This window comes from Serratia sp. 506_PEND, assembly GCF_001076875.1.
Taxonomy (GTDB): Bacteria; Pseudomonadota; Gammaproteobacteria; order Enterobacterales; family Enterobacteriaceae; genus Serratia; species Serratia marcescens.
Genome location: NZ_JVEL01000372.1, coordinates 1 through 20506 on the forward strand (window position 1 = coordinate 1; position 20506 = coordinate 20506).

17 protein-coding genes are annotated in these 20506 nt (G+C 62.9%); 15 read left to right on the plus strand and 2 right to left on the minus strand.

The window, feature by feature from the left end; genetic code table 11:
* From ADK28_RS12405 to ADK28_RS12455, 11 genes are all read left to right on the plus strand, one after another.
* Nucleotides 1–1483 (plus strand): NAD+ synthase (locus ADK28_RS12405; RefSeq protein WP_048795789.1); only part of this gene is annotated, 1483 nt, incomplete at its 5' end.
* A gap of 11 nt (nucleotides 1484–1494) precedes the next feature.
* Entirely contained in the window at nucleotides 1495–1833 is a 339-nt protein-coding gene (gene glnB / locus ADK28_RS12410) for a nitrogen regulatory protein P-II (protein ID WP_004847623.1), read from the plus strand.
* 215 nt (nucleotides 1834–2048) lie between these two features.
* Complete coding sequence (locus ADK28_RS12415) at nucleotides 2049–2972, plus strand: LysR substrate-binding domain-containing protein (protein ID WP_015378793.1); 924 nt, start codon at nucleotides 2049–2051, stop codon at nucleotides 2970–2972.
* A gap of 115 nt (nucleotides 2973–3087) precedes the next feature.
* Nucleotides 3088–4551, plus strand: a complete 1464-nt coding sequence (locus ADK28_RS12420; RefSeq protein ID WP_048795790.1) for a gamma-aminobutyraldehyde dehydrogenase — start codon at nucleotides 3088–3090, stop codon at nucleotides 4549–4551.
* 73 nt (nucleotides 4552–4624) lie between these two features.
* Entirely contained in the window at nucleotides 4625–5779 is a 1155-nt protein-coding gene (ydcS, locus tag ADK28_RS12425; protein ID WP_033639608.1) for a putative ABC transporter substrate-binding protein YdcS, read from the plus strand.
* 53 nt (nucleotides 5780–5832) lie between these two features.
* A complete protein-coding gene (locus ADK28_RS12430) occupies nucleotides 5833–6861 on the plus strand; it encodes an ABC transporter ATP-binding protein (RefSeq protein ID WP_015378790.1) in 1029 nt (342 codons plus the stop codon).
* A 1-nt stretch (nucleotide 6862) separates the two neighbouring features.
* Complete coding sequence (locus ADK28_RS12435; protein WP_016929775.1) at nucleotides 6863–7807, plus strand: ABC transporter permease; 945 nt, start codon at nucleotides 6863–6865, stop codon at nucleotides 7805–7807.
* Nucleotides 7797–8603, plus strand: a complete 807-nt coding sequence (locus ADK28_RS12440) for an ABC transporter permease (RefSeq protein ID WP_004941378.1) — start codon at nucleotides 7797–7799, stop codon at nucleotides 8601–8603. The genes ADK28_RS12435 and ADK28_RS12440 overlap by 11 nt, the downstream gene beginning before the upstream one ends.
* Before the next feature lie 35 nt (nucleotides 8604–8638).
* On the plus strand, nucleotides 8639–10063 hold the full coding sequence (gene patD, locus ADK28_RS12445; protein ID WP_033639609.1) for an aminobutyraldehyde dehydrogenase: 1425 nt from the start codon (nucleotides 8639–8641) through the stop codon (nucleotides 10061–10063).
* Nucleotides 10064–10148: 85 nt separating this feature from the next.
* Entirely contained in the window at nucleotides 10149–12059 is a 1911-nt protein-coding gene (locus ADK28_RS12450) for an NAD(P)-binding protein (RefSeq protein ID WP_033639610.1), read from the plus strand.
* On the plus strand, nucleotides 12056–13240 hold the full coding sequence (locus ADK28_RS12455; protein WP_048795791.1) for a c-type cytochrome: 1185 nt from the start codon (nucleotides 12056–12058) through the stop codon (nucleotides 13238–13240). Before ADK28_RS12450 ends, ADK28_RS12455 begins: the two co-directional genes overlap by 4 nt.
* A gap of 37 nt (nucleotides 13241–13277) precedes the next feature.
* Here the strand turns inward: ADK28_RS12455 and hmpA are convergent, their stop codons facing one another.
* Nucleotides 13278–14468 carry an NO-inducible flavohemoprotein gene (gene hmpA / locus ADK28_RS12460; protein WP_048795792.1) on the minus strand — a complete coding sequence of 397 codons (1191 nt, stop codon included), beginning with the start codon at nucleotides 14466–14468 and terminating at the stop codon, nucleotides 13278–13280.
* 357 nt (nucleotides 14469–14825) lie between these two features.
* On the opposite strand from hmpA, the gene glyA reads away from it, so the two are divergent.
* Nucleotides 14826–16079, plus strand: a complete 1254-nt coding sequence (gene glyA, locus ADK28_RS12465) for a serine hydroxymethyltransferase (protein WP_004941389.1) — start codon at nucleotides 14826–14828, stop codon at nucleotides 16077–16079.
* A gap of 156 nt (nucleotides 16080–16235) precedes the next feature.
* Nucleotides 16236–17381: a 3-phenylpropionate MFS transporter gene (locus ADK28_RS12470; protein WP_033639613.1), complete on the plus strand. Its 1146-nt coding sequence runs from the start codon at nucleotides 16236–16238 to the stop codon at nucleotides 17379–17381.
* On the opposite strand, the gene csiE is transcribed toward ADK28_RS12470, so the two are convergent.
* Nucleotides 17382–18647 carry a stationary phase inducible protein CsiE gene (gene csiE / locus ADK28_RS12475; RefSeq protein WP_033639614.1) on the minus strand — a complete coding sequence of 422 codons (1266 nt, stop codon included), beginning with the start codon at nucleotides 18645–18647 and terminating at the stop codon, nucleotides 17382–17384. It lies immediately after the preceding gene.
* Between the two features lie 182 nt (nucleotides 18648–18829).
* Between csiE and ADK28_RS12480 the strand changes: the two genes are divergently transcribed.
* Complete coding sequence (locus tag ADK28_RS12480; RefSeq protein WP_028127507.1) at nucleotides 18830–19465, plus strand: DUF1007 family protein; 636 nt, start codon at nucleotides 18830–18832, stop codon at nucleotides 19463–19465.
* Complete coding sequence (locus tag ADK28_RS12485; protein ID WP_048795793.1) at nucleotides 19456–20478, plus strand: nickel/cobalt transporter; 1023 nt, start codon at nucleotides 19456–19458, stop codon at nucleotides 20476–20478. The genes ADK28_RS12480 and ADK28_RS12485 overlap by 10 nt, the downstream gene beginning before the upstream one ends.
* Nucleotides 20479–20506 lie beyond the last annotated feature (28 nt).

A 20506-nucleotide genomic window follows, 5' to 3' on the forward strand; every position in this document is an offset into this window, starting at 1 on the left:
GCTGTCCGGCTACCCGCCGGAAGACCTGCTGTATCGCAATGACTTCTATCAGCGCTGCGACGCGCAGCTGCTGCGCCTGCAGCAGGCCTCCGCCGAGACGGCGATCCTGGTCGGCCACCCGTGGCGCGAAGGCGACAAGCTGTATAACGCGCTGTCGCTGTTTGCCGAAGGCCGCCTGCTGACCCGCTACTTCAAGCAGCAGCTGCCGAACTACGGCGTGTTCGATGAGAAGCGCTATTTCCACGCCGGCAACGACACCTGCGTGGTGGCGCTGAAAGGCTACCGTCTGGGGCTGCTGATTTGCGAAGATCTGTGGTTCCCTGAGCCGATCGACGCCGCCAAGGCGGCCGGCGCGGAGATTATCCTGTCGATCAATGCCTCGCCGTATAACCGCGAAAAACCGTATATCCGTAAAACGCTGATGGCCGGCCACTGCCAGCGCACCCAGCTGCCGCTGGTGTACCTCAATCAGGTCGGCGGCCAGGATGAGCTGATCTTCGACGGCTGCTCCAAGGTATTCGATGCCGCCGGCACCATGACCCACCGTCTGGCGGCCTTCGACGAGCAGGTGACTCGTCTGGAATTCAACGAGCTGGATGTGGTGCCGATGGCCGATCCGGCCGCCGAATTGCCGCAGCTGGCGCAGGTGTATCAGGCGCTGGTGCTGGCGGTGCGCGACTACGTGACCAAAAACGGCTTTAAAGGCGCGGTGCTGGGGCTGTCCGGCGGCATCGACTCGGCGCTGACGCTGGCGATCGCCGTGGATGCGTTGGGCAAAGACAAGGTGCAGGCGCTGATGATGCCATTCCGCTACACCGCGGATATCAGCATCGCCGACGCCAAGGAAGAGGCGGAAATCCTCGGCGTGGAGTTCGATATCGTCTCCATCGAACCGATGTTCGACGCCTTTATGGGCCAGCTGTCGCCGATGTTCGCCGGCACCGAGCGCGACACCACCGAAGAAAACCTGCAGGCGCGTTGCCGCGGGGTGGTGCTGATGGCGCTGTCCAACAAACGCCGCAGCATCGTGCTGACCACCGGCAACAAGAGCGAAATGGCGGTCGGTTACGCCACGCTGTACGGCGATATGGCCGGCGGTTTCGACGTGTTGAAAGACGTGCCGAAAACGCTGGTGTTCAAGCTGTCCGAATACCGTAACACCGTCTCCTACGTGATCCCGCAGCGGGTGATCGATCGTCCGCCGTCCGCCGAGCTGGCGCCGGATCAGGTCGATCAGGACAGCCTGCCGCCGTACGATATCCTGGATGCGATCCTGGAAGGCTACGTTGAGCGCGACAAGTCGGTCGCCGATCTGGTGGCCGAAGGGTTCGACGAAGCGATCGTGCGCAAGGTGATCCGCCTGGTGGACATCAACGAATACAAGCGGCGTCAGGCCGCCGTCGGGCCGCGCATCACCGCCCGTAACTTCGGCAAAGACCGCCGCTACCCCATCACATCCGGTTTTGGCCGCAAAAATTGGTAAAAGGAAAGAAGATGAAAAAGATCGACGCGATTATCAAGCCGTTCAAACTGGATGACGTCCGCGAAGCGCTGGCCGAAGTGGGCATCACCGGCATGACGGTCACCGAAGTGAAAGGCTTCGGCCGCCAGAAGGGCCACACCGAGCTGTACCGCGGCGCCGAATACATGGTCGACTTTCTGCCTAAGGTGAAGATCGAGATTGTGGTTGCCGACGACATCGTCGACACCTGCGTGGAAACCATCATGCAGACGGCGCAGACCGGCAAGATCGGCGACGGCAAAATCTTCGTCTTCGACGTGGCGCGCGTGGTGCGCATCCGTACCGGCGAGCAGGACGAAGAAGCGATCTGATCCTCCGCAGGATCATCGGCCATCAGGGCGCAGCGTGCTGCGCCCTTGTCATTTTTGTCCCCCCGCACATCGCACTTCTTAGCCTCGCCGTTTCCCCCTTTTTGTCCGTAAGCATTCTAAAAAAGCGAACGCTATCGCGTTTTTGACACTTTTCCCGATCGCTTCACGGCCGGCGTCTACACTCAACGCAATGTTTTTGCTTGAGGAATCACCCCATGATGACATTACGCCAAATCCGCCACTTCATCGCCGTGGCGGAAACCGGGTCGATCTCCGCCGGCGCCCAGGCGGTGTTTGTCTCCCAGTCTTCACTGACGCTGGCGATCCAGCAGCTGGAAACCGAGATCGGCGTGCGGCTGTTCGATCGCCACGCCAAGGGCATGACGCTGACCCATCAGGGGCACCAATTTTTGCGCCAGTCGTATCTGATCCTGGCGACGGTGGACAACGCCAAGCGCAGCCTGCAGATCGGCACCGAAAGCCTGACCGGCAAGCTGACTATCGGCGTCACCAGCCTGGTGGCCGGTTACTTCCTGGTGGAGTTGCTCACGCGCTTTAAATCGGCTTATCCCAACGTCACCGTGCAGGTGGTTGAAGACGAACGTCCGTACATCGAGCATCTGCTGGTCAGCGGCGAGATCGATATCGGCGTGCTGATCTTGTCGAATATCGAAGACCGCGACGCGTTGCAGACCGAGGTGCTGATGCACTCGCCGTATCGTCTGTGGCTGCCGCCGCTGCACCCGCTGCTGGAGCACGAGAGCATCAGCCTGGCGGACGTGGCCAAACAGCCGCTGATCCAGCTCAACGCCGATGAAATGGACGTGCACGCGCGGCGCATCTGGGCGCGCGCCGGGCTGAAGCCGGAGATCGCCATGAAGACCGCCTCGACCGAGGCGGTGCGCAGCCTGGTGGCGGCGGGGATGGGCGTCTCCATCCAACCGGACATGGCGTACCGCGCCTGGTCGCTGGAGGGCAACATGATCGAGGCGCGCAAGCTGGACGATTTGCTGGAGCCGCTGGATATCGGGTTGGCATGGCGGCGCGGCAGCGCGCGGCCGGAGCTGGTGACGCCGTTCCTCACCATCGCGCGCGAGAACGGCAGCAAACACGCCGCCGGGCTTAAGCATTCGATTTAATCGAACGCGTCGTTCAGTATTTAGAATTTGTTGCCCGCCAGAGGCTCGCTTAGGCTGATTAAAACTAACTTATTCACATTTGGTTAACGTTTTTGTCACTTAGGGGCGTCAGGCGATGGCGGATGTGCAGGTTCTCTCAGGTTTGTCCTGTCAGCAGTTCATTAACGGTCAGCTTATCGACGGCGAAGGCCAGCAGGAATGCATCGTCAATCCGGCCAACGGCGAGACGCTGATCGCCCTTACCGAAGCCTCTGCGGCGCAGGTCGGCAGCGCGGTGAAAGCCGCGCAGCAGGCGTTTGGCCATTGGTCGCGCACTACGCCGGCCCAGCGCGCCACGCTGTTGCTGCGCATCGCCGACGCCATCGAGCGGCAGGCGCCGCAGTTGGCGCAGCTGGAAGCCCTCAACTGTGGCAAACCGCTGCATCAGGCGCTCAATGACGATCTGCCGGCGGCGGTCGACGTGTTCCGCTTCTTCGCCGGCGCGGTGCGTACGCAGCAAGGGCAACTGGCCGGTGAGTATGTGCCGGGCCACACCTCGATGATCCGCCGCGATCCGATCGGCGTGGTGGCCTCGATCGCTCCCTGGAACTATCCGCTGATGATGGCGGCGTGGAAGATTGCGCCGGCGTTGGCGGCGGGCAATACCGTGGTGTTCAAACCGTCCGAGCACACGCCGCTGACCATTTTGGCGCTGGTGCCGGCGCTGCAGGAGATCCTGCCGCCGGGCGTGCTGAATATCGTCTACGGCGGCGGGGAAGGGGTCGGCAGCCAGCTGGTGGGGCACCCGCAGGTGCGGCTGGTGTCGGTCACCGGCGATATCGTCACCGGGCAAAAAATTCTCCAGGCGGCGGCCAAAAGCGTCAAGCGCACTCATCTGGAGCTGGGGGGCAAAGCGCCGGTGATCGTCTGCGACGACGCCGATCTCGACGAGGTGGTCAACGGCATTCGCACCTACGGCTATTACAACGCCGGCCAGGACTGCACCGCCGCCTGCCGCATCTACGCGCAGGCGGGCATCTATCCCAAACTGGTGGACGCGCTGGGCGAAGCGGTCGCCAGCCTGCGTTTCGCCCGCAAGCGCGATCAGGACAACGAGATCGGCCCCTTGATCAGCAGCCGCCAGCGCGATCGCGTCGCCAGCTTTGTCGAGCGGGCGCTCAGCCAACCGCATATCGAATTGATCACCGGCGCCGCGGCGCACTCCGGGCCGGGATTCTACTATCAGCCGACCCTGCTGGCGGGCTGCCTGCAAAGCGACGAGATCGTGCAGCGCGAGGTGTTTGGCCCGGTGGTCAGCGTCACGCGCTTCGAACACCTGGAGCAGGCGGTCGCGTGGGCCAACGACTCGGAATACGGCCTGGCCTCGTCGGTGTGGACGCAAAATATCGATCGGGCGCTGCACATTGCCGCTCATCTGCAGTACGGCAGCACCTGGATCAACACCCATTTCACCTTGGCGAGCGAAATGCCGCACGGCGGCCTGAAACGCTCCGGCTACGGCAAGGATCTGTCCAGCGATTCGCTGCAAGATTACAGCGTTGTCAGGCACGTAATGGCGAAGTTCAAAGCCGGCTTCTAACGGTTATATCAAGAAAAATCAGGCGGCAGCCGTTCCCTGCCGCATACCGATAAGCAACACAGGGGTAATTACGATGGGAAAAACTACCGCAGTCACCACCACCGTCTCCGCGCTCTGTCTCACCGTGCTGTGCGGCCTGGCCCAGGCGGCCGATCTGCCGCAGTCGCTGGGCAAAGGCGAAGGCCGGCTGGATATCATCGCCTGGCCCGGCTACATCGAACGCGGCCAGTCCGACAAAAACTACGACTGGGTCACCCAGTTTGAGAAGCAAACCGGCTGTGCGGTGAACGTGAAGACCGCCGCCACCTCCGATGAAATGGTCAGCCTGATGGCCAAGGGCGGCTACGATCTGGTGACCGCCTCCGGCGACGCCTCGCTGCGCCTGATCTTCGGCAAGCGGGTGCAGCCGATCAACACCGCTCTGATCCCGAACTGGAAGAACATCGATCCGCGCCTGCTGAACGGCGCCTGGTATACCGTGGACGGCAAAACTTACGGCACGCCGTACCAGTGGGGGCCGAACCTGCTGATGTACAACACCAAAACCTTCCCGACGCCGCCGGACAGCTGGGCGGTGATCTTCCAGCAGCAGAACCTGCCGGACGGCAAGAGCAACCAGGGGCGGGTGCAGGCTTACGACGGCCCGATCTACATCGCCGACGCGGCGCTGTTCCTGAAGGCCACCCAGCCGCAGCTCGGCATCAGCGATCCTTATCAGCTCAACGAAGAGCAGTATCAGGCGGCGCTGAAGCTGCTGCGCAGCCAGCACGCGCTGATCCACCGCTACTGGCACGACACCTCGGTGCAGATGAGCGACTTTAAAAACGAAGGCGTGGTGGCCTCCAGCGCCTGGCCGTATCAGGCCAACGCCCTGAAGGGCGAGGGGCAGCCGATCGCCACCGTGTTCCCGAAAGAGGGCGTGACCGGCTGGGCGGATACCACCATGTTGCACAGCGACGCCAAACACCCGAGCTGCGCCTACCAGTGGATGAACTGGTCGCTGGAGCCGAAGGTGCAGGGTGATGTGGCGGCCTGGTTCGGGTCGGTGCCGGCTTCGCCGGCGGGCTGTAAGGCCAGCGCGCTGCTGGGTGAGAAGGGCTGCGAAACCAACGGCTTTAACCAGTTCGATAAAATCGCCTTCTGGAAAACGCCGCAGGCGCAGGGCGGCAAGTTTGTGCCATACAGCCGCTGGACCCAGGATTACATCGCCATCATGGGCGGCCGCTAAGCCGCGGGGCGCAGCCCGCTGCGCCCGAATTACATCAGAATGGAGCACAGAAAATGACCATTGCCGTGCAATTCATCGATGTTTCGCGGACTTTCGGCGATGTTCGCGCCGTGGATCGGGTATCCATCGACATTCAGGACGGGGAATTCTTCTCCATGCTTGGGCCGTCCGGCTCGGGCAAAACCACCTGCCTGCGCCTGATCGCCGGCTTTGAACAGCTCACTTCCGGCTCGATTCGCATCCACGGCCAGGAAGCCGCCAACCTGCCGCCGTACCAGCGCGACGTGAACACCGTGTTTCAGGATTACGCGCTGTTTCCGCACATGTCGGTGCTGGAAAACGTCGCCTACGGCCTGATGGTGAAGGGGGTCGCCAAACGCGAGCGGCTGGCGCGGGCGCAAGAGGCGCTGGAGAGCGTGGCGCTCGGTTTCGTCGCCGAACGCAAGCCGGCGCACCTGTCGGGCGGCCAGCGGCAGCGCGTGGCGCTGGCGCGCGCGCTGGTCAATCGGCCGCGGGTGCTGCTGCTGGACGAACCGCTCGGCGCGCTGGATCTCAAGCTGCGCGAGCAGATGCAGGGCGAGCTGAAGAAGCTGCAGCGCCAGCTGGGCATCACCTTTATCTTCGTCACCCACGATCAAAGCGAAGCGCTGTCGATGTCCGATCGGGTGGCGGTGTTCAATAACGGCCGCATCGAACAGGTGGATACGCCGCGCGAGCTTTACATGCGGCCGAAGACGCCGTTCGTCGCCGAGTTCGTCGGCACCTCCAACGTGGTGCGCAGCGAGCTGGCGCAGCGCCTGCTTGGCGAAAGCCGAACCTTCTCGATCCGGCCGGAACATATCCGCCTGCTGGAGCAAGGCGGCGCGGCGCAGGACGAGATCCAGGTGCAGGGTACGCTGCAGGAAATCCATTACCAGGGCGCGGCCACGCGCTATGAAATCGCGCTGAACGGCGGCGAAAAGCTGCTGGTCAGCCAGGCCAATCCGCAGTGGATCGCCGAAGGGCAACAGCGGCAGATCGGCCAGCCGATCGTCGCCTGCTGGCCGCGCGCGGCGATGGTGCCGCTGCTGGAGGAGAGGTGAGATGGACATGAGCATCGATTCCCCCCCGGCGCGCGGCGGTACCGTGCGCGCGCTGTCGACCTGGCTCTATCGCCGGCCGACGCTGTATCTGCTGTTACTGCTGGTGCCGCCGCTGCTGTGGTTCGGCGCGGTCTACCTCGGTTCGCTGCTGACGCTGCTGTGGCAAGGGTTTTACACCTTCGACGATTTCACCATGGCGGTGACGCCGGATCTGACCTTCGCCAACCTGGCGGCGTTGTTCAACCCGGCCAACTACGACATCATCCTGCGCACGTTGACCATGGCGGTGCTGGTGTCGCTGGCCAGCGCGGCGCTGGCGTTCCCGATCGCCTATTACATGGCGCGCTACACCAGCGGCCGCGTCAAGGCGTTCTTTTACATCGCGGTGATGATGCCGATGTGGGCCAGCTATATCGTTAAAGCCTATGCCTGGACTTTGCTGCTGGCGAAAGACGGCGTGGCGCAGTGGTTCCTGCAGCACCTGGGGCTGGAGCCGCTGTTGGCGTCGCTGCTGACGGTGCCCGGCGTCGGCGGCAACACGCTGTCGACCTCGGGGCTGGGGCGTTTTCTGGTGTTCGTCTATATCTGGCTGCCGTTCATGATCCTGCCGATCCAGGCGGCGCTGGAGCGCCTGCCGCCCTCGCTGCTGCACGCCTCGGCGGATCTGGGCGCCCGGCCGGCGCAGACCTTCCGCCATGTCATTTTGCCGCTGGCGGTGCCGGGCATCGCCGCCGGATCGATCTTCACCTTCTCACTGACGCTGGGCGACTTTATCGTGCCGCAGCTGGTGGGGCCGCCGGGCTATTTCATCGGCAGCATGGTCTACGCCCAGCAGGGCGCGATCGGCAATATGCCGATGGCCGCGGCCTTTACGCTGGTGCCGATCGTCCTGATCGCCATCTACCTTTCCATCGTCAAACGTCTGGGGGCTTTCGATGCACTCTGAACGCGCGCCCTTAGGGCTGAAGCTGGCCGCCTGGGGCGGACTTGTCTTCCTGCATTTCCCGTTGGCGATCATCGCCATCTACGCCTTCAACACCGAGGACGCGGCCTTCAGCTTCCCGCCGAAGGGCTTCACGCTGCACTGGTTTAACGTCGCCGCCGGACGGCAGGACATCCTCGATGCGGTGCTGCTGTCGGCGCAGATCGCCTGCCTGGCGACCGCCATCGCGCTAGTGCTCGGCACCCTGGCGGCGGCGGCGCTGTATCGGCGCGATTTCTTCGGCAAAGACAGCATTTCGCTGCTGTTGCTGCTGCCGATCGCGCTGCCGGGGATCGTCACCGGCCTGGCGCTGCTGGCGGCGTTCAAGGCGCTGAACATCGAGCCGGGCATCCTGACCATCGTCGTCGGCCATGCGACGTTCTGCGTGGTGATCGTGTTCAACAACGTCATCGCCCGATTCCGCCGCACCTCGTACAGCCTGATCGAAGCGTCGATGGATCTCGGCGCCGACGGCTGGCAAACCTTCCGCTATGTGATCCTGCCGAACCTCGGCTCGGCGCTGCTGGCCGGCGGCATGCTGGCGTTTGCGCTGTCGTTCGATGAAATCATCGTGACCACCTTTACCGCCGGCCACGAGCGCACGCTGCCGCTGTGGCTGCTGAACCAGCTCGGCCGCCCGCGCGACGTGCCAATCACCAACGTGGTGGCGCTGTCGGTGATGCTGTTGACCATGCTGCCGATCCTCGGCGCTTACTACCTGACCAAAGGTGGGGAAAGCGTCGCCGGCAGCGGCAAATAATTTCCTTACCCGACCTCTGATAAAAGGATAACCCTATGCAAAGCCAACTGTTGATTGACGGCCAACTGGTGAACGGCCAGGGCGCGACCCAGCCGGTGTATAACCCGGCGACCGGCGAAGTGATCGCGCAGGTGGCGGAGGCCAGCCCGGAGCAGGTCGATCGCGCGGTGCTGGCGGCGGACGCCGCGTTCGCCGCCTGGGGGCAAACCACGCCGAAGGAGCGCGCCGAGCATCTGCTCAAGCTGGCGGATCTGATCGACGAGCATGCCGAGACCTTCGCCAGGCTGGAGTCGCTCAACTGCGGCAAGCCTTATCACTGCGTATTGAATGACGAGCTGCCGGCGGTGGCCGACGTGTTTCGCTTCTTCGCCGGGGCCAGCCGCTGCCTGACCGGCATGGCGGCCGGCGAGTATCTGGCCGGGCATACCTCGATGATCCGCCGCGATCCGCTCGGCGTGGTGGCTTCGATCGCCCCGTGGAACTACCCGCTGATGATGGCGGCCTGGAAACTGGCGCCGGCGCTGGCGGCGGGCAACTGCGTGGTGATCAAGCCGTCGGAGCAGACGCCGCTGACCACCTTCAAACTGGCCGAACTGGCCGCCGGGCTGTTCCCGCCGGGCGTGCTCAACGTGCTGTTCGGGCGCGGCGCCAGCGTTGGCGATCGGCTGACCGGGCATGACAAGGTGCGCATGGTGTCGCTGACCGGGTCGATCGCCACCGGTGAGCACATTATCGCCCACACCGCCGCCGGCATTAAGCGCACCCATATGGAGCTGGGCGGTAAGGCGCCGGTGCTGGTGTTCGACGACGCCGATCTGCAGCAGGTGGTGGACGGCATTCGCGGCTTCGGTTTCTACAACGCCGGGCAGGATTGCACCGCCGCCTGCCGCATCTACGCGCAGAAAAACATTTATCCCGAGCTGGTCAAGCGGTTGGGCGAGGCGGTGGCCAGCCTGAAGATCGGCGCGCCGGACGACGAGAGCACCGAGCTGGGGCCGTTGATTACCGCCCAGCATCTGGAGCGGGTGGCCGGTTTTGTCGAGCGAGCCAAAGCGTTGCCGCACGTGCAGGTGGTGACCGGCGGCGAGAAGGTGAAAGGGCCGGGCTATTACTTCCAGCCGACGCTGTTGGCCGGCGCGCGCCAGGACGATGAGATCGTGCAGCGCGAAGTGTTCGGCCCGGTGGTGACGGTGACGCCGTTCGACGACGAAGAGCAGGTGCTGGCCTGGGCGAACGAATCCAACTACGGCCTGGCGTCGTCCGTGTGGACCCGCGACGTGGGCCGCGCGCATCGCTTAAGCGCCCGCCTGCAATACGGCTGCACCTGGGTGAACACCCACTTCATGCTGGTGAGCGAAATGCCGCACGGCGGCCAGAAATTGTCCGGCTACGGCAAGGATATGTCGATGTACGGGCTGGAGGATTACACGGCTATTCGTCATGTCATGTTCAAACATTGATTTTACAGTAATTATCCGCACAATAGCGCGGCCTTCGAGCCGGCTCCGGCCGGCTGATGATAATAAAAATTGAAAGGAAGCCTATATGGGTATCACCAGACGAGATTTTCTCAACGGAGTGGCGATCACCATCGCCGCCGGGTTGACGCCGCTGCAAATCTTGCGCGCGTCGCCGCAAACCGCCAATCAAACCCTGTACTATCCGCCGGCGCTGACCGGGCTGCGGGGCAATCATCCGGGCTCGTTCGAGCATGCGCATCAGCTGGGGCGCGACGGCAAAACCTTTGATTTCGGCAGCGTGCCCGCCGTTGAAGAGTTCGATCTGGTGGTGGTGGGCGCCGGCATCAGCGGGCTGGCGGCCGCCTGTTTCTGGCAGCAGCTGAAAGGCGAGCGGCAGCGCATTCTTTTGATCGACAACCACGACGACTTCGGCGGCCACGCCAAGCGCAACGAGTTCAACAGCGACGACGGCATGCTGCTCGGCTACGGCGGCAGCGAATCGCTGCAGTCGCCGCGCTCCAACTTCAGCCCGGTGGCGATGGGGCTGCTGCGCAAGCTCGGCGTCGATATCGACCAACTGGAGCAGGCTTTCGACACCACCTTCTACCCTGATTTGAATTTGAGCCGCGGGGTTTACTTCGATCGCAAGAACTTCGGCGTCGACAAGGTGGTGAGCGGCGATCCGGGCCGCACGGTGGCGGACGACATTCCGCGCGATCGCCTCAACGGCCGCTCTTATGAAGCGTTCATCGGCGATTTCCCGCTGCCGGAAAGCGATCGCCAGGCGCTGATCGCGCTGCACACGGTGGAGAAAGACTATCTGCCGGAGATGACGCTGGAGCAGAAGGTAGACTGGCTCGACAGCCACAGCTACACCCAGTTCCTGCGCGAGAAGGTGGGCCTGAGCGAACTGGCGATCCGTTATTTCCAGCAGACCACCAACGATTTCCAGGCGGTGGGCATCGACGGCACGTCGTGCAGCGATGCGCGCATTTGCGATCTGCCGGGCCTGAACGGCATGAATCTGCCGCCGCTGGACGAAGAGTCGCAGGCGGATCTCGACGATCCTTACGTGTTCCACTTCCCGGACGGCAACGCCACGCTGGCGCGCCTGATGGTGCGCCAACTGATCCCGGCGGTGGCGCCGGCCGGCAAGGACATGAACGATGTGGTGCTGGCCAAATTCGACTACAGCCAGCTCGATCGGCCGGAATCGCCGGTGAAGCTGCGTTTGAACAGCACCGGGCTGCACGCGGCCAACGTCGGCGACAAGGTGGAAGTCACCTACATGACCGGCGAGAAGATGACCAAAGTGCGCGCCGGACAGGTGGTGATGGCCGGCTACAACATGATGATCCCGTATCTGGTGCCGGAGATGGCGCACGAGCAGCAGGAGGCGCTGAAGCAGAACGTCAAGGCGCCGCTGGTGTACAGCAAGGTGGTGATCCGCAACTGGCAGCCGTTCATCAAGCTGGGCGTGCACGAGGTCTATTCGCCGGCCGCGCCGTACAGCCGCGTGAAGCTGGACTATCCGGTGAGCATGGGCGGCTATCAGCACCCGCGCGATCCGGATCGGCCGATCGGCCTGCATATGGTGTATGTGCCGACGCTGCCGGGCAGCGGCCTCAGCACGCGCGAACAGTCGCGCAAAGGGCGCGCGCTGCTGCTGGGCACGCCGTTCGAAGTGCACGAACAGATGATCCGCGAACAGCTGCAGGGCATGCTGGGCGAGGCCGGTTTCGATCATCAGCGCGACATTCAGGCGATCACTGTCAACCGCTGGTCACACGGTTACTCCTACTTCCTTAACGGGCTGTTTGATGACGAAGACGAAGCCAAGAAAATCATCGAAACGGCGCGGCAGCCGATCGGCAAGATCGCTATCGCCAACTCCGATGCCGACTGGAGCCCGTACGCTAACTCGGCGATCGATCAGGCGTGGCGTGCGGTGAATGAACTGGCCTACGGCAAGATTGCCGCCAAGGAGGGAGCATGAGTCTGCGCTCGCTGTACCTGTTGAGCCTGCTGGCCGCCGGCGGTTCTGCCCAGGCGATGTCGGCCGGTGAATACGTCGCCAAAGCCGGTGACTGCACCGCCTGCCATACCGCGCCGGGCGGCGCAGAATTGGCGGGCGGCATGAAGTTTCCGACGCCGCTCGGGGCTATCTACGCCACCAACATCACGCCGGACAAGCTGCACGGCATCGGCGCCTATTCGTTCGAGGAGTTCGATCGCGCCATGCGTCAGGGGGTGGCCAAAGACGGCCACCGGCTCTACCCGGCGATGCCGTACACCTCGTACGCCAAAATGAGCGCGGAAGACATGCGCGCGCTGTATGACTATCTGATGAATGAGGTGTCGGCGCAGAACGTCGCCAACCGGGACAGCGACATCAGCTGGCCGCTGTCGATGCGTTGGCCGCTGGCGGTGTGGAACCAGCTGTTCCACGACGACCAGCCGTATCAGGCGGATCCGCAGCAAAGCGCCGAGTGGAACCGCGGCGCTTATCTGGTGCAGGGCGCGGGCCACTGCGGCAGCTGCCATACGCCGCGCGGCTGGGCGATGCAGGAGAAGGGGCTGGACGGCAAGGAACCGGTGTTCCTGAGCGGCGCCGAGCTGGACGGCTGGTACGCCTCCAATCTGCGCGGGCTGCCGCCGGAAGAGGTGACGGCGCTGCTGAAGACCGGCCGCAGCCGCCATGCGGCGGTCGCCGGGCCGATGAGCGAGGTGGTGACCCACAGCACGCAGTACCTCAGCGACGGCGATCTGAACGCCATCGCGGTGTACCTGCGCAGCCTGGCGCCGGACACCGCCGCCAAAGCCGCTGCGCCTGCCGTGCAGGCGGATAATTCGGGCGGCAAGGCGACCTATGCGATGTACTGCTCGACCTGCCACGGCAATAAAGGTGAAGGTACCGACTTCGCCATTCCGGCGCTGGCGGGCAACGCCACGGTAACGGCGGACAATCCGCTGACCGCGCTGCGGGTGGTGCTGGAAGGGGCGCATACGCCGATCACGCAGCAGGCGATGGCGTTCGACATGCCGGCTTACGGCTGGGCGTTGAACGATCGTCAAGCGGCGGATCTGATGAGCTATCTGCGGGGAAGCTGGGGCAACCAGGCGGCGCCGGTGACGGTGCAGCAGGTCCAGGACGCGCGCCAACTGCAGGCGAAATGAAGAGGGAGCGCGGTCTGACGGCCGCGCTCCGCACGCATTACAGCACTTTATGCGGGCCGAAGCATTCGTAGTGGATGCGCTCGGCCTCTACCCCCATCTCCAGCAGCTGTTTGCCCACGAACTGCATGAAGGCCACCGGGCCGCAGAAGTAATAGTGCATCTGCGGATCGGCCAGGCTGCCTTGCAGCGCGCTCAAATCCATCAATCCGCGGCTGTGGTAGTCGCGGCCTTCCACGTCATCGGCACCCGGCTCGCGGTACCACACATGGCGACTCAGATTCGGCATGCGCCCGGCAATATCCGCCACTTCATCGGCAAAGGCGTGCACGCTGCCGTTTTCCGCCGCGTGCAGCCAGTGGACCTGCGCCTGATGTTGGCTGTCGTGCAGGGTGTTGAGCATGCCGAGCATTGGGGTTTGGCCAACGCCGGCGGAGATCAGCGCCACCGGCGTAGTCGGCGTCACGTCGAGGAAGAAGTCGCCGTGCGGCGGGGCGATGTCGATCACGTCGCCTTCCTGCGCCTGCTGGTGCAGGTAGTTGGACACTTTACCCTGATCTTCACGCTTCACCGCGATGCGGTAGAACTCGCCGTTCGGCGAGGTGGTCAGCGAGTACTGGCGAATTTCCTGATGCTCCAGGCTGTCGTGCTTGATGTAAACCGCCAGGTATTGCCCCGGTTTGAAGTCCGCCACCCGGCCGCCGTCCACCGGCGCCAGCACGAAGCTGCAGATCACGTCGCTCTGCGGCTGTTTCTTCAGGATGCGGAATGCGCGCAGATCGCGCCAGCCGCCGTTGTCGGTTTCGCTTTGCTGATAAATCTGCTCTTCACGCTGGATAAATACGTTGGCCAGCACGCCGTAGGCTTTGCCCCAGGCGTCCAAGACTTCCTGGCCCGGGCTGAACATTTCGTCCAGCGTCGCCAGCAGGTGACCGCCGACGATTTGGTACTGCTCCGGCTGGATATTGAAGCTGGTGTGCTTCTGCGCGATGCGCTCCACCGCCGGCAGCAGCGCCGCCAGGTTCTCGATGTTGGCGGCATAGGCGCAGATGGCGTCGAACAGCGCCTGACGCTGATCGCCGTTGCGCTGATTGCTCATATTGAAAATGTCTTTCAATTCCGGGTTGTGGGCGAACATGCGATCGTAAAAGTGGGCGGTCAGCTTCGGCCCGGTTGCTGCCAGCAGGGGAATGGTGGATTTCACGGTGGCGATGGTTTGGCTATCCAGCATGGGGGCGCTCCTTGGGTTGGGATCTTGACGACAATTGTAATGATGTATTTTAAATGCATCTTATTGGGTTCCGCGCCGCTTGTAAATACCCTTGTTTTCGTTGCGGTGTTCTTCGGGCGTCGATCGCGCTCACAGAACATGAAAAAAGCGCATTGTTCGCATGAGGAAATGTCCGTTGATAAACGGGAGCGTTTCGCGGATCAAAGCCTTGCGCCGCCTTATGCCAATCGTTTGCGTAAAAACCTCTGTCAAGACCTATCTTCGGTGGGGCGAAACGGTTTACACTGTGGCCCAGAACCCAAACGGGTAGTTATTTGGTGATTTTTTAGTTAGCTGATTTAAGTCAGGAGATGCCGGATGTTAAAGCGTGAAATGAACATTGCCGATTACGATGCCGAACTGTGGCGTGCCATGGAGCAGGAAGTGGTGCGTCAGGAAGAGCACATCGAGCTGATCGCGTCTGAGAACTACACCAGCCCGCGCGTAATGCAGGCTCAGGGTTCCCAGCTGACCAACAAATACGCTGAAGGCTATCCGGGCAAGCGTTACTACGGCGGCTGCGAATACGTGGATATCGTTGAGCAGTTGGCTATCGACCGCGCCAAAGAATTGTTCGGCGCCGATTACGCCAACGTGCAGCCGCACTCCGGCTCCCAGGCTAACTTCGCCGTTTACACCGCGCTGCTGCAGCCGGGCGACACCATTCTGGGCATGAACCTGGCGCACGGCGGCCACCTGACCCACGGTTCCCCGGTTAACCTGTCCGGCAAACTGTATAACGTGGTGCCTTACGGCATCGACGACAAAGGTCAAATCGACTATGACGATCTGGCCAAACAGGCGCAAACCCACAAGCCGAAAATGATCATCGGCGGCTTCTCCGCCTACTCTGGCGTGGTTGACTGGGCCAAAATGCGCGAAATCGCCGACAGCATCGGCGCTTACCTGTTCGTCGACATGGCGCACGTGGCCGGCCTGATCGCCGCCGGCGTGTACCCGAACCCGGTGCCGCACGCGCACATCGTCACCACCACCACCCACAAAACCCTGGCGGGCCCGCGCGGCGGCCTGATCCTGGCGAAGGGCGGCGACGAAGAGCTGTACAAGAAGCTGAACTCCGCCGTGTTCCCTGGCGGCCAGGGCGGCCCGCTGATGCACGTGATCGCCGGCAAGGCGGTGGCGCTGAAAGAAGCGATGGAGCCTGAGTTCAAGGTTTACCAGCAGCAAGTGGCGGTCAACGCCAAGGCGATGGTGGAAGTGTTCCTGCAGCGCGGCTACAAAGTGGTCTCCGGCGGCACCCATAACCACCTGTTCCTGCTGGATCTGGTCGACAAAAACCTGACCGGTAAAGAAGCTGACGCCGCCCTGGGCCGCGCCAACATCACCGTCAACAAAAACAGCGTGCCGAACGATCCGAAGAGCCCGTTCGTCACCTCCGGCGTGCGTATCGGCACCCCGGCCGTCACCCGTCGCGGCTTCAAAGAAGCCGACGTGCGCGAACTGGCCGGTTGGATCTGTGATGTGCTGGACAACATCAACGATGAAGCCACCATCGAACGCACCAAGAAGAAAGTGCTGGATATCTGCGCCCGCCTGCCGGTTTACGCCTAATCCCGCTTTCGCCTGACAAAACCCGCTACGGCGGGTTTTTTTATGGCCGCTTGCGGCAAACTGTGAGCTGCCTGGCACTCTAACGCATTGAAGTGGAATGAAGATTGCGGGCCGGTGTGAGCTCTGTCAAAGTATTGCCCTCACTCCGGAGGGATCATGGTTCTGCAATCCACGCGTTGGCTCGCGCTCAGTTATTTCACCTACTTCTTTTCCTATGGCATCTTCTTACCGTTCTGGGGCGTGTGGCTGAAAGGCGAGGGCATCGCGCCGGAAACCATCGGCATATTGCTCGGCGCCGGTTTGGTGGCCCGCTTCCTCGGCAGTTTACTGATTGCTCCCCGCGTTAAAGATCCCTCTCATCTGGTCTCCGCCCTGCGCCTGCTGGCGCTGCTGACCCTGGCCTTCGCGGTTGGCTTCTGTTTCGGCAACGGTTGGGGCTGGCTGATGCTGGTGATAGCGGGGTTCAACCTGTTCTTCTCGCCGCTGGTGCCGCTGACCGACGCGCTGGCCGCCACCTGGCAAAAGCAGATCCGCATGGACTATGGCCGGGTGCGGTTGTGGGGCTCGCTGGCGTTCGTCATCGGCTCGGCGCTGACCGGGCAACTGGTGGCGGTGTGGGGCCATAACGCCATTCTCTACAGCCTGATCTTCAGCGTGCTGGCGATGCTGCTGGGCATGTTGCTGAAGCCGAGCGTCATGCCGCAGGGCGAAGCGCGCACGCACGGCGGGGCCGAGCGTTCGCTGTGGGCGCTGCTGAAAGAGGGGCCGGTCTGGCGCTTCCTGCTGTGCGTCACGCTGCTGCAGGGCGCGCACGCCGGCTACTACAGCTTCGGCTCCATTTACTGGCAGGAGGCGGGCTATTCGGCCTCGACCATCGGCTATCTGTGGTCGCTTGGCGTGGTGGCGGAGGTGATTATTTTCGCCAGCAGCAACGTGCTGTTCCGCCGCTGGAATGCGCGCAACCTGCTGCTGCTTTCCGCCTGCTGCGGCGTGCTGCGCTGGAGCCTGATGGCCTACAGCACCGAGCTGGGTTGGCTGCTGCTGATCCAGATCCTGCACTGCGGCACCTTCACCGTCTGCCATCTGGCGGCGATGCGCTTTATCGCCGCGCGTCAGGGGCAAGAGGTGATCCGGCTGCAGGCGGTGTATTCGGCGCTGGCGATGGGCGGCGGCATCGCCGTTATGACGGTCATTGCCGGGTTCCTGTTCGAACATTGGCAGGGCGGGGTATTCTGGGTGATGGCGGCGGTCGCGGTGCCGGCCTTGTTCATCCGGCCGCCGGCGGTCAGCGTCAGCCGTTGATTAAGGCGCTTCCAGCAGCGCGCGGATGGCCTGGCGCTGCCGGTTTTCCAGCGGCAGTTCGGTATAGATCAGCGGCGGGTGCGGCTCGTTGTGCACCGCCGCATAAGGAGTGATCACCAGCATGACGCCCTGTGGCGCTCCGCCGCGCAGATAGTCGCTCAGCGGTAAGTACTTGATGTTCAGCGGCAACAGCGTGAGCTCGCGGATCTGATATTCCACCTCCTCTTCCAGCTGCGGGTTGTCCAGCGTCAGCAACAGCACCTGTTTTTCCTGCAGCGCGTTGTCCTGCATCAGCCAGGCGCCGAAGCTGATGGCCACCAGGCCCGCCTCCTCGTTGGAAAAATGCACGCCGTACTCCTGTTCCAGCGGTTTCAGCGCTTCCTGCGTGGTGCGCATCAGCCGCGGGTATTTGCGCACCACGTCTTCCAACAGCATGTTGTCGATGCCGATGGCGAAACGGCAGCGCTCCAGCGCCGGCGCCAGATGGGCGAACAGCTGGCTGACCAGCTCCGCCTTGTTGCTGAAGGCCATGTCGGAAAGCTGCTGGAAACGCTCGACCATGCTGTCGATCGCCGTCATCAACCGCTGCTCTTGCGCCGAGTCATTGCTGTGGTAGCTGTGATTTTTCAACAGGGTGAAGGTCAGCGCCAAAAAATCGCGCTCGTCTGCCTGCGGCGGCTGGTTAAACAGCCGGTTGCAGGCCTGATGCAGCCAGGCGGCGGCTTGCTGCTCCGGCTTTTGCCGCAGCCAGTCGCGTTGAACGGCGTCGAAACGCGGATGCTGCTGCAGGCGATTTTGCCAGGCGCAGTAGAGCAGGTAATGCTGCAGAAATTGGCGGTCGCGCGCGTCGAAGTGGCGGTTAAGCAGCGGCCCGCAGGCGTCGATCGCCTCCGCCAGCGCAGACGTCGGGACGGCATCGGCCGCCAGCGCTTGCCTCAGGCGCGGGGCGAAGTCGCTTTCGACAAACAGCGGGCTGCAGCGCAGCGCCCGCCGCAGCCAATGGATCAGGCACAGGCGTTGGTCAAGCGCGCTGCCCCGCAGTTGGTAGCCATGGTCGGGATCGACGGCGATCTCCAGGTGATGGAAACGCTGGATTTCACTGGCTACCTCGGCTATATCTTGCCGGGTTATCGGGGGGGCGACGCCGTTGATTCGGCTTAGGGTCTCCAACTGTAACTCGGGCTCCGGCGTGTACAGCATCAGCAGCAGATGGCAGCGCCGTTGTTGTCCGGAGAGCGCGGGCACGGGAGAGGTGTCCAGGCTCATTATCACCTTCCGGCATAAAAGGTTGCGATTATGCCTAAGCATAGCAAAAGGCTTTGTAACGTCAGGATGACAGCGCGGCTTTTACTTCGGCTTACAACTTTCGTCACAAATATCGCCGGGAGAGGCGGGCCGTTCGGCAGTTATTTGTGTTACGTTATAACAAATGCAGGTAAAACAGGATAATGATGAAGTTACGTCGTCTTTTGGCTGCTTTCGGCGCCGTGTTCAGCGCCGGTGCAATCGCGCATCCGCACAGCTTTATCGACATGAACACCACCTTTGTCGCCAAGGACCAGCGGCTGGTCGGCCTGAAAATGGTGTGGGTGATGGATGAAATCACCTCGGCGGATCTGCTCTACGATGCGAAAAACGCCAAGAGCGATTCGGAAGTATGGAAAAAGCTGGCGGCGGAAGTGATGGCCAATGTGCTGGGGCAGCACTATTTCACCGATCTTTACCGCGACGGCAAGCCGGTGAAATACCTGAACTTGCCCAGCGAATATCACCTGTCGCGCCAGGGCAACCAGGCGGTGCTGGAGTTCGTGCTGCCGTTGGCCGAACCGCAGCCGCTGGCGGGCAAGCCGTTCGAACTTTCTACTTACGATCCGACTTATTTCGTGGATATGACCTATAAAGATCAAAATGCGCTGCATTTGCCGCCGGAGATGGCGCAGCAGTGCAGCTACAAGCTGATGACGCCGCAGCCGAATGCGTCGCTGCAGGCCTATGCGCTGTCGCTCGACAAGAACGACTCGCCCGGTGAAGACCTGGCGCTGGGGCAGCAGTTCGCCCAGCGGGTGACGCTGCAATGTCGCTGAATCTCTCGCAACCGACGACGAGCCGGCGCCACTGGGCCTTCGGCCTGTGGCCGCTGCTGCCGTTTACGCTGGCGCTGGCGGCCACCGCGCTGCTGGCGTGGCACTATTGGCCGCAGCTGCTGATGCAGAGCGTGGTATGGCAAAAAGCGCTGCACCAGCAGATGGCGGGGCTATTGCAGCAGGTGAAGGCCGCGCCGCAGCAGGCCGGGCTGGCGCTGATGCTGTTCAGCCTCGGCTATGGCGTCTTGCATGCGCTCGGCCCCGGCCACGGCAAAGTGGTGATCGCCACCTATCTGGCCACCCATCCGGCGCGGCTGAAAAGCAGCCTGAAGCTGACCTTCGCCGCTTCGCTGGTGCAGGGCGGGGTGGCGATCGCGCTGGTCACGTTGATGCTGGTGGTGTTACAGCTCTCTTCGCGCCAACTGCATCAAAGCAGTTTCTGGCTGGAGAAGGGCAGTTTTATCCTGGTGATGCTGCTTGGCGTGCTGCTGAGTTGGCGCGCGCTGAAACGCCTGTTTGCGGCGATCAAGGCGATGCGCCCGGCGCCGGCGCTGCGCATCAACAGCCTGACGCCGCTGGCGGCGGATCATGTGCACAGCGCCAATTGCGGCTGCGGCCACCGGCATCTGCCGAGCGACAGCGAGCTGCAGGCGGGAAGCGATTGGCGCACTCAGGCCGCCATCGTGCTGGCGATGGGCATGCGTCCCTGTTCGGGAGCGATTTTGGTGTTGCTGTTTTCCAAGGTGATCGGCGTGTTCGGCTGGGGAGTGATCTCCGCGCTGGCGATGGCGTTCGGCACCTCGTTGACCATCTCCATGCTGGCGCTGCTGGTGCATTACAGCCGCCGGCTGGCGGTGCGCCTCAGCCGTTCGCGCGCGCCCGCTGCCTGGAGCGCGGTGGCCTGGGGGGCGCTGGCGCTGGCCGGCGGTCTGATCCTGTTGGCCGCCGGGCTGTTGCTGTACGTCAGCGCGCAGCCGGAATTCGGCGGCGGCATCCGCCCCTTCTCCCGCTAACGGGCATAAAAAAAGCGCTGCATCGGCA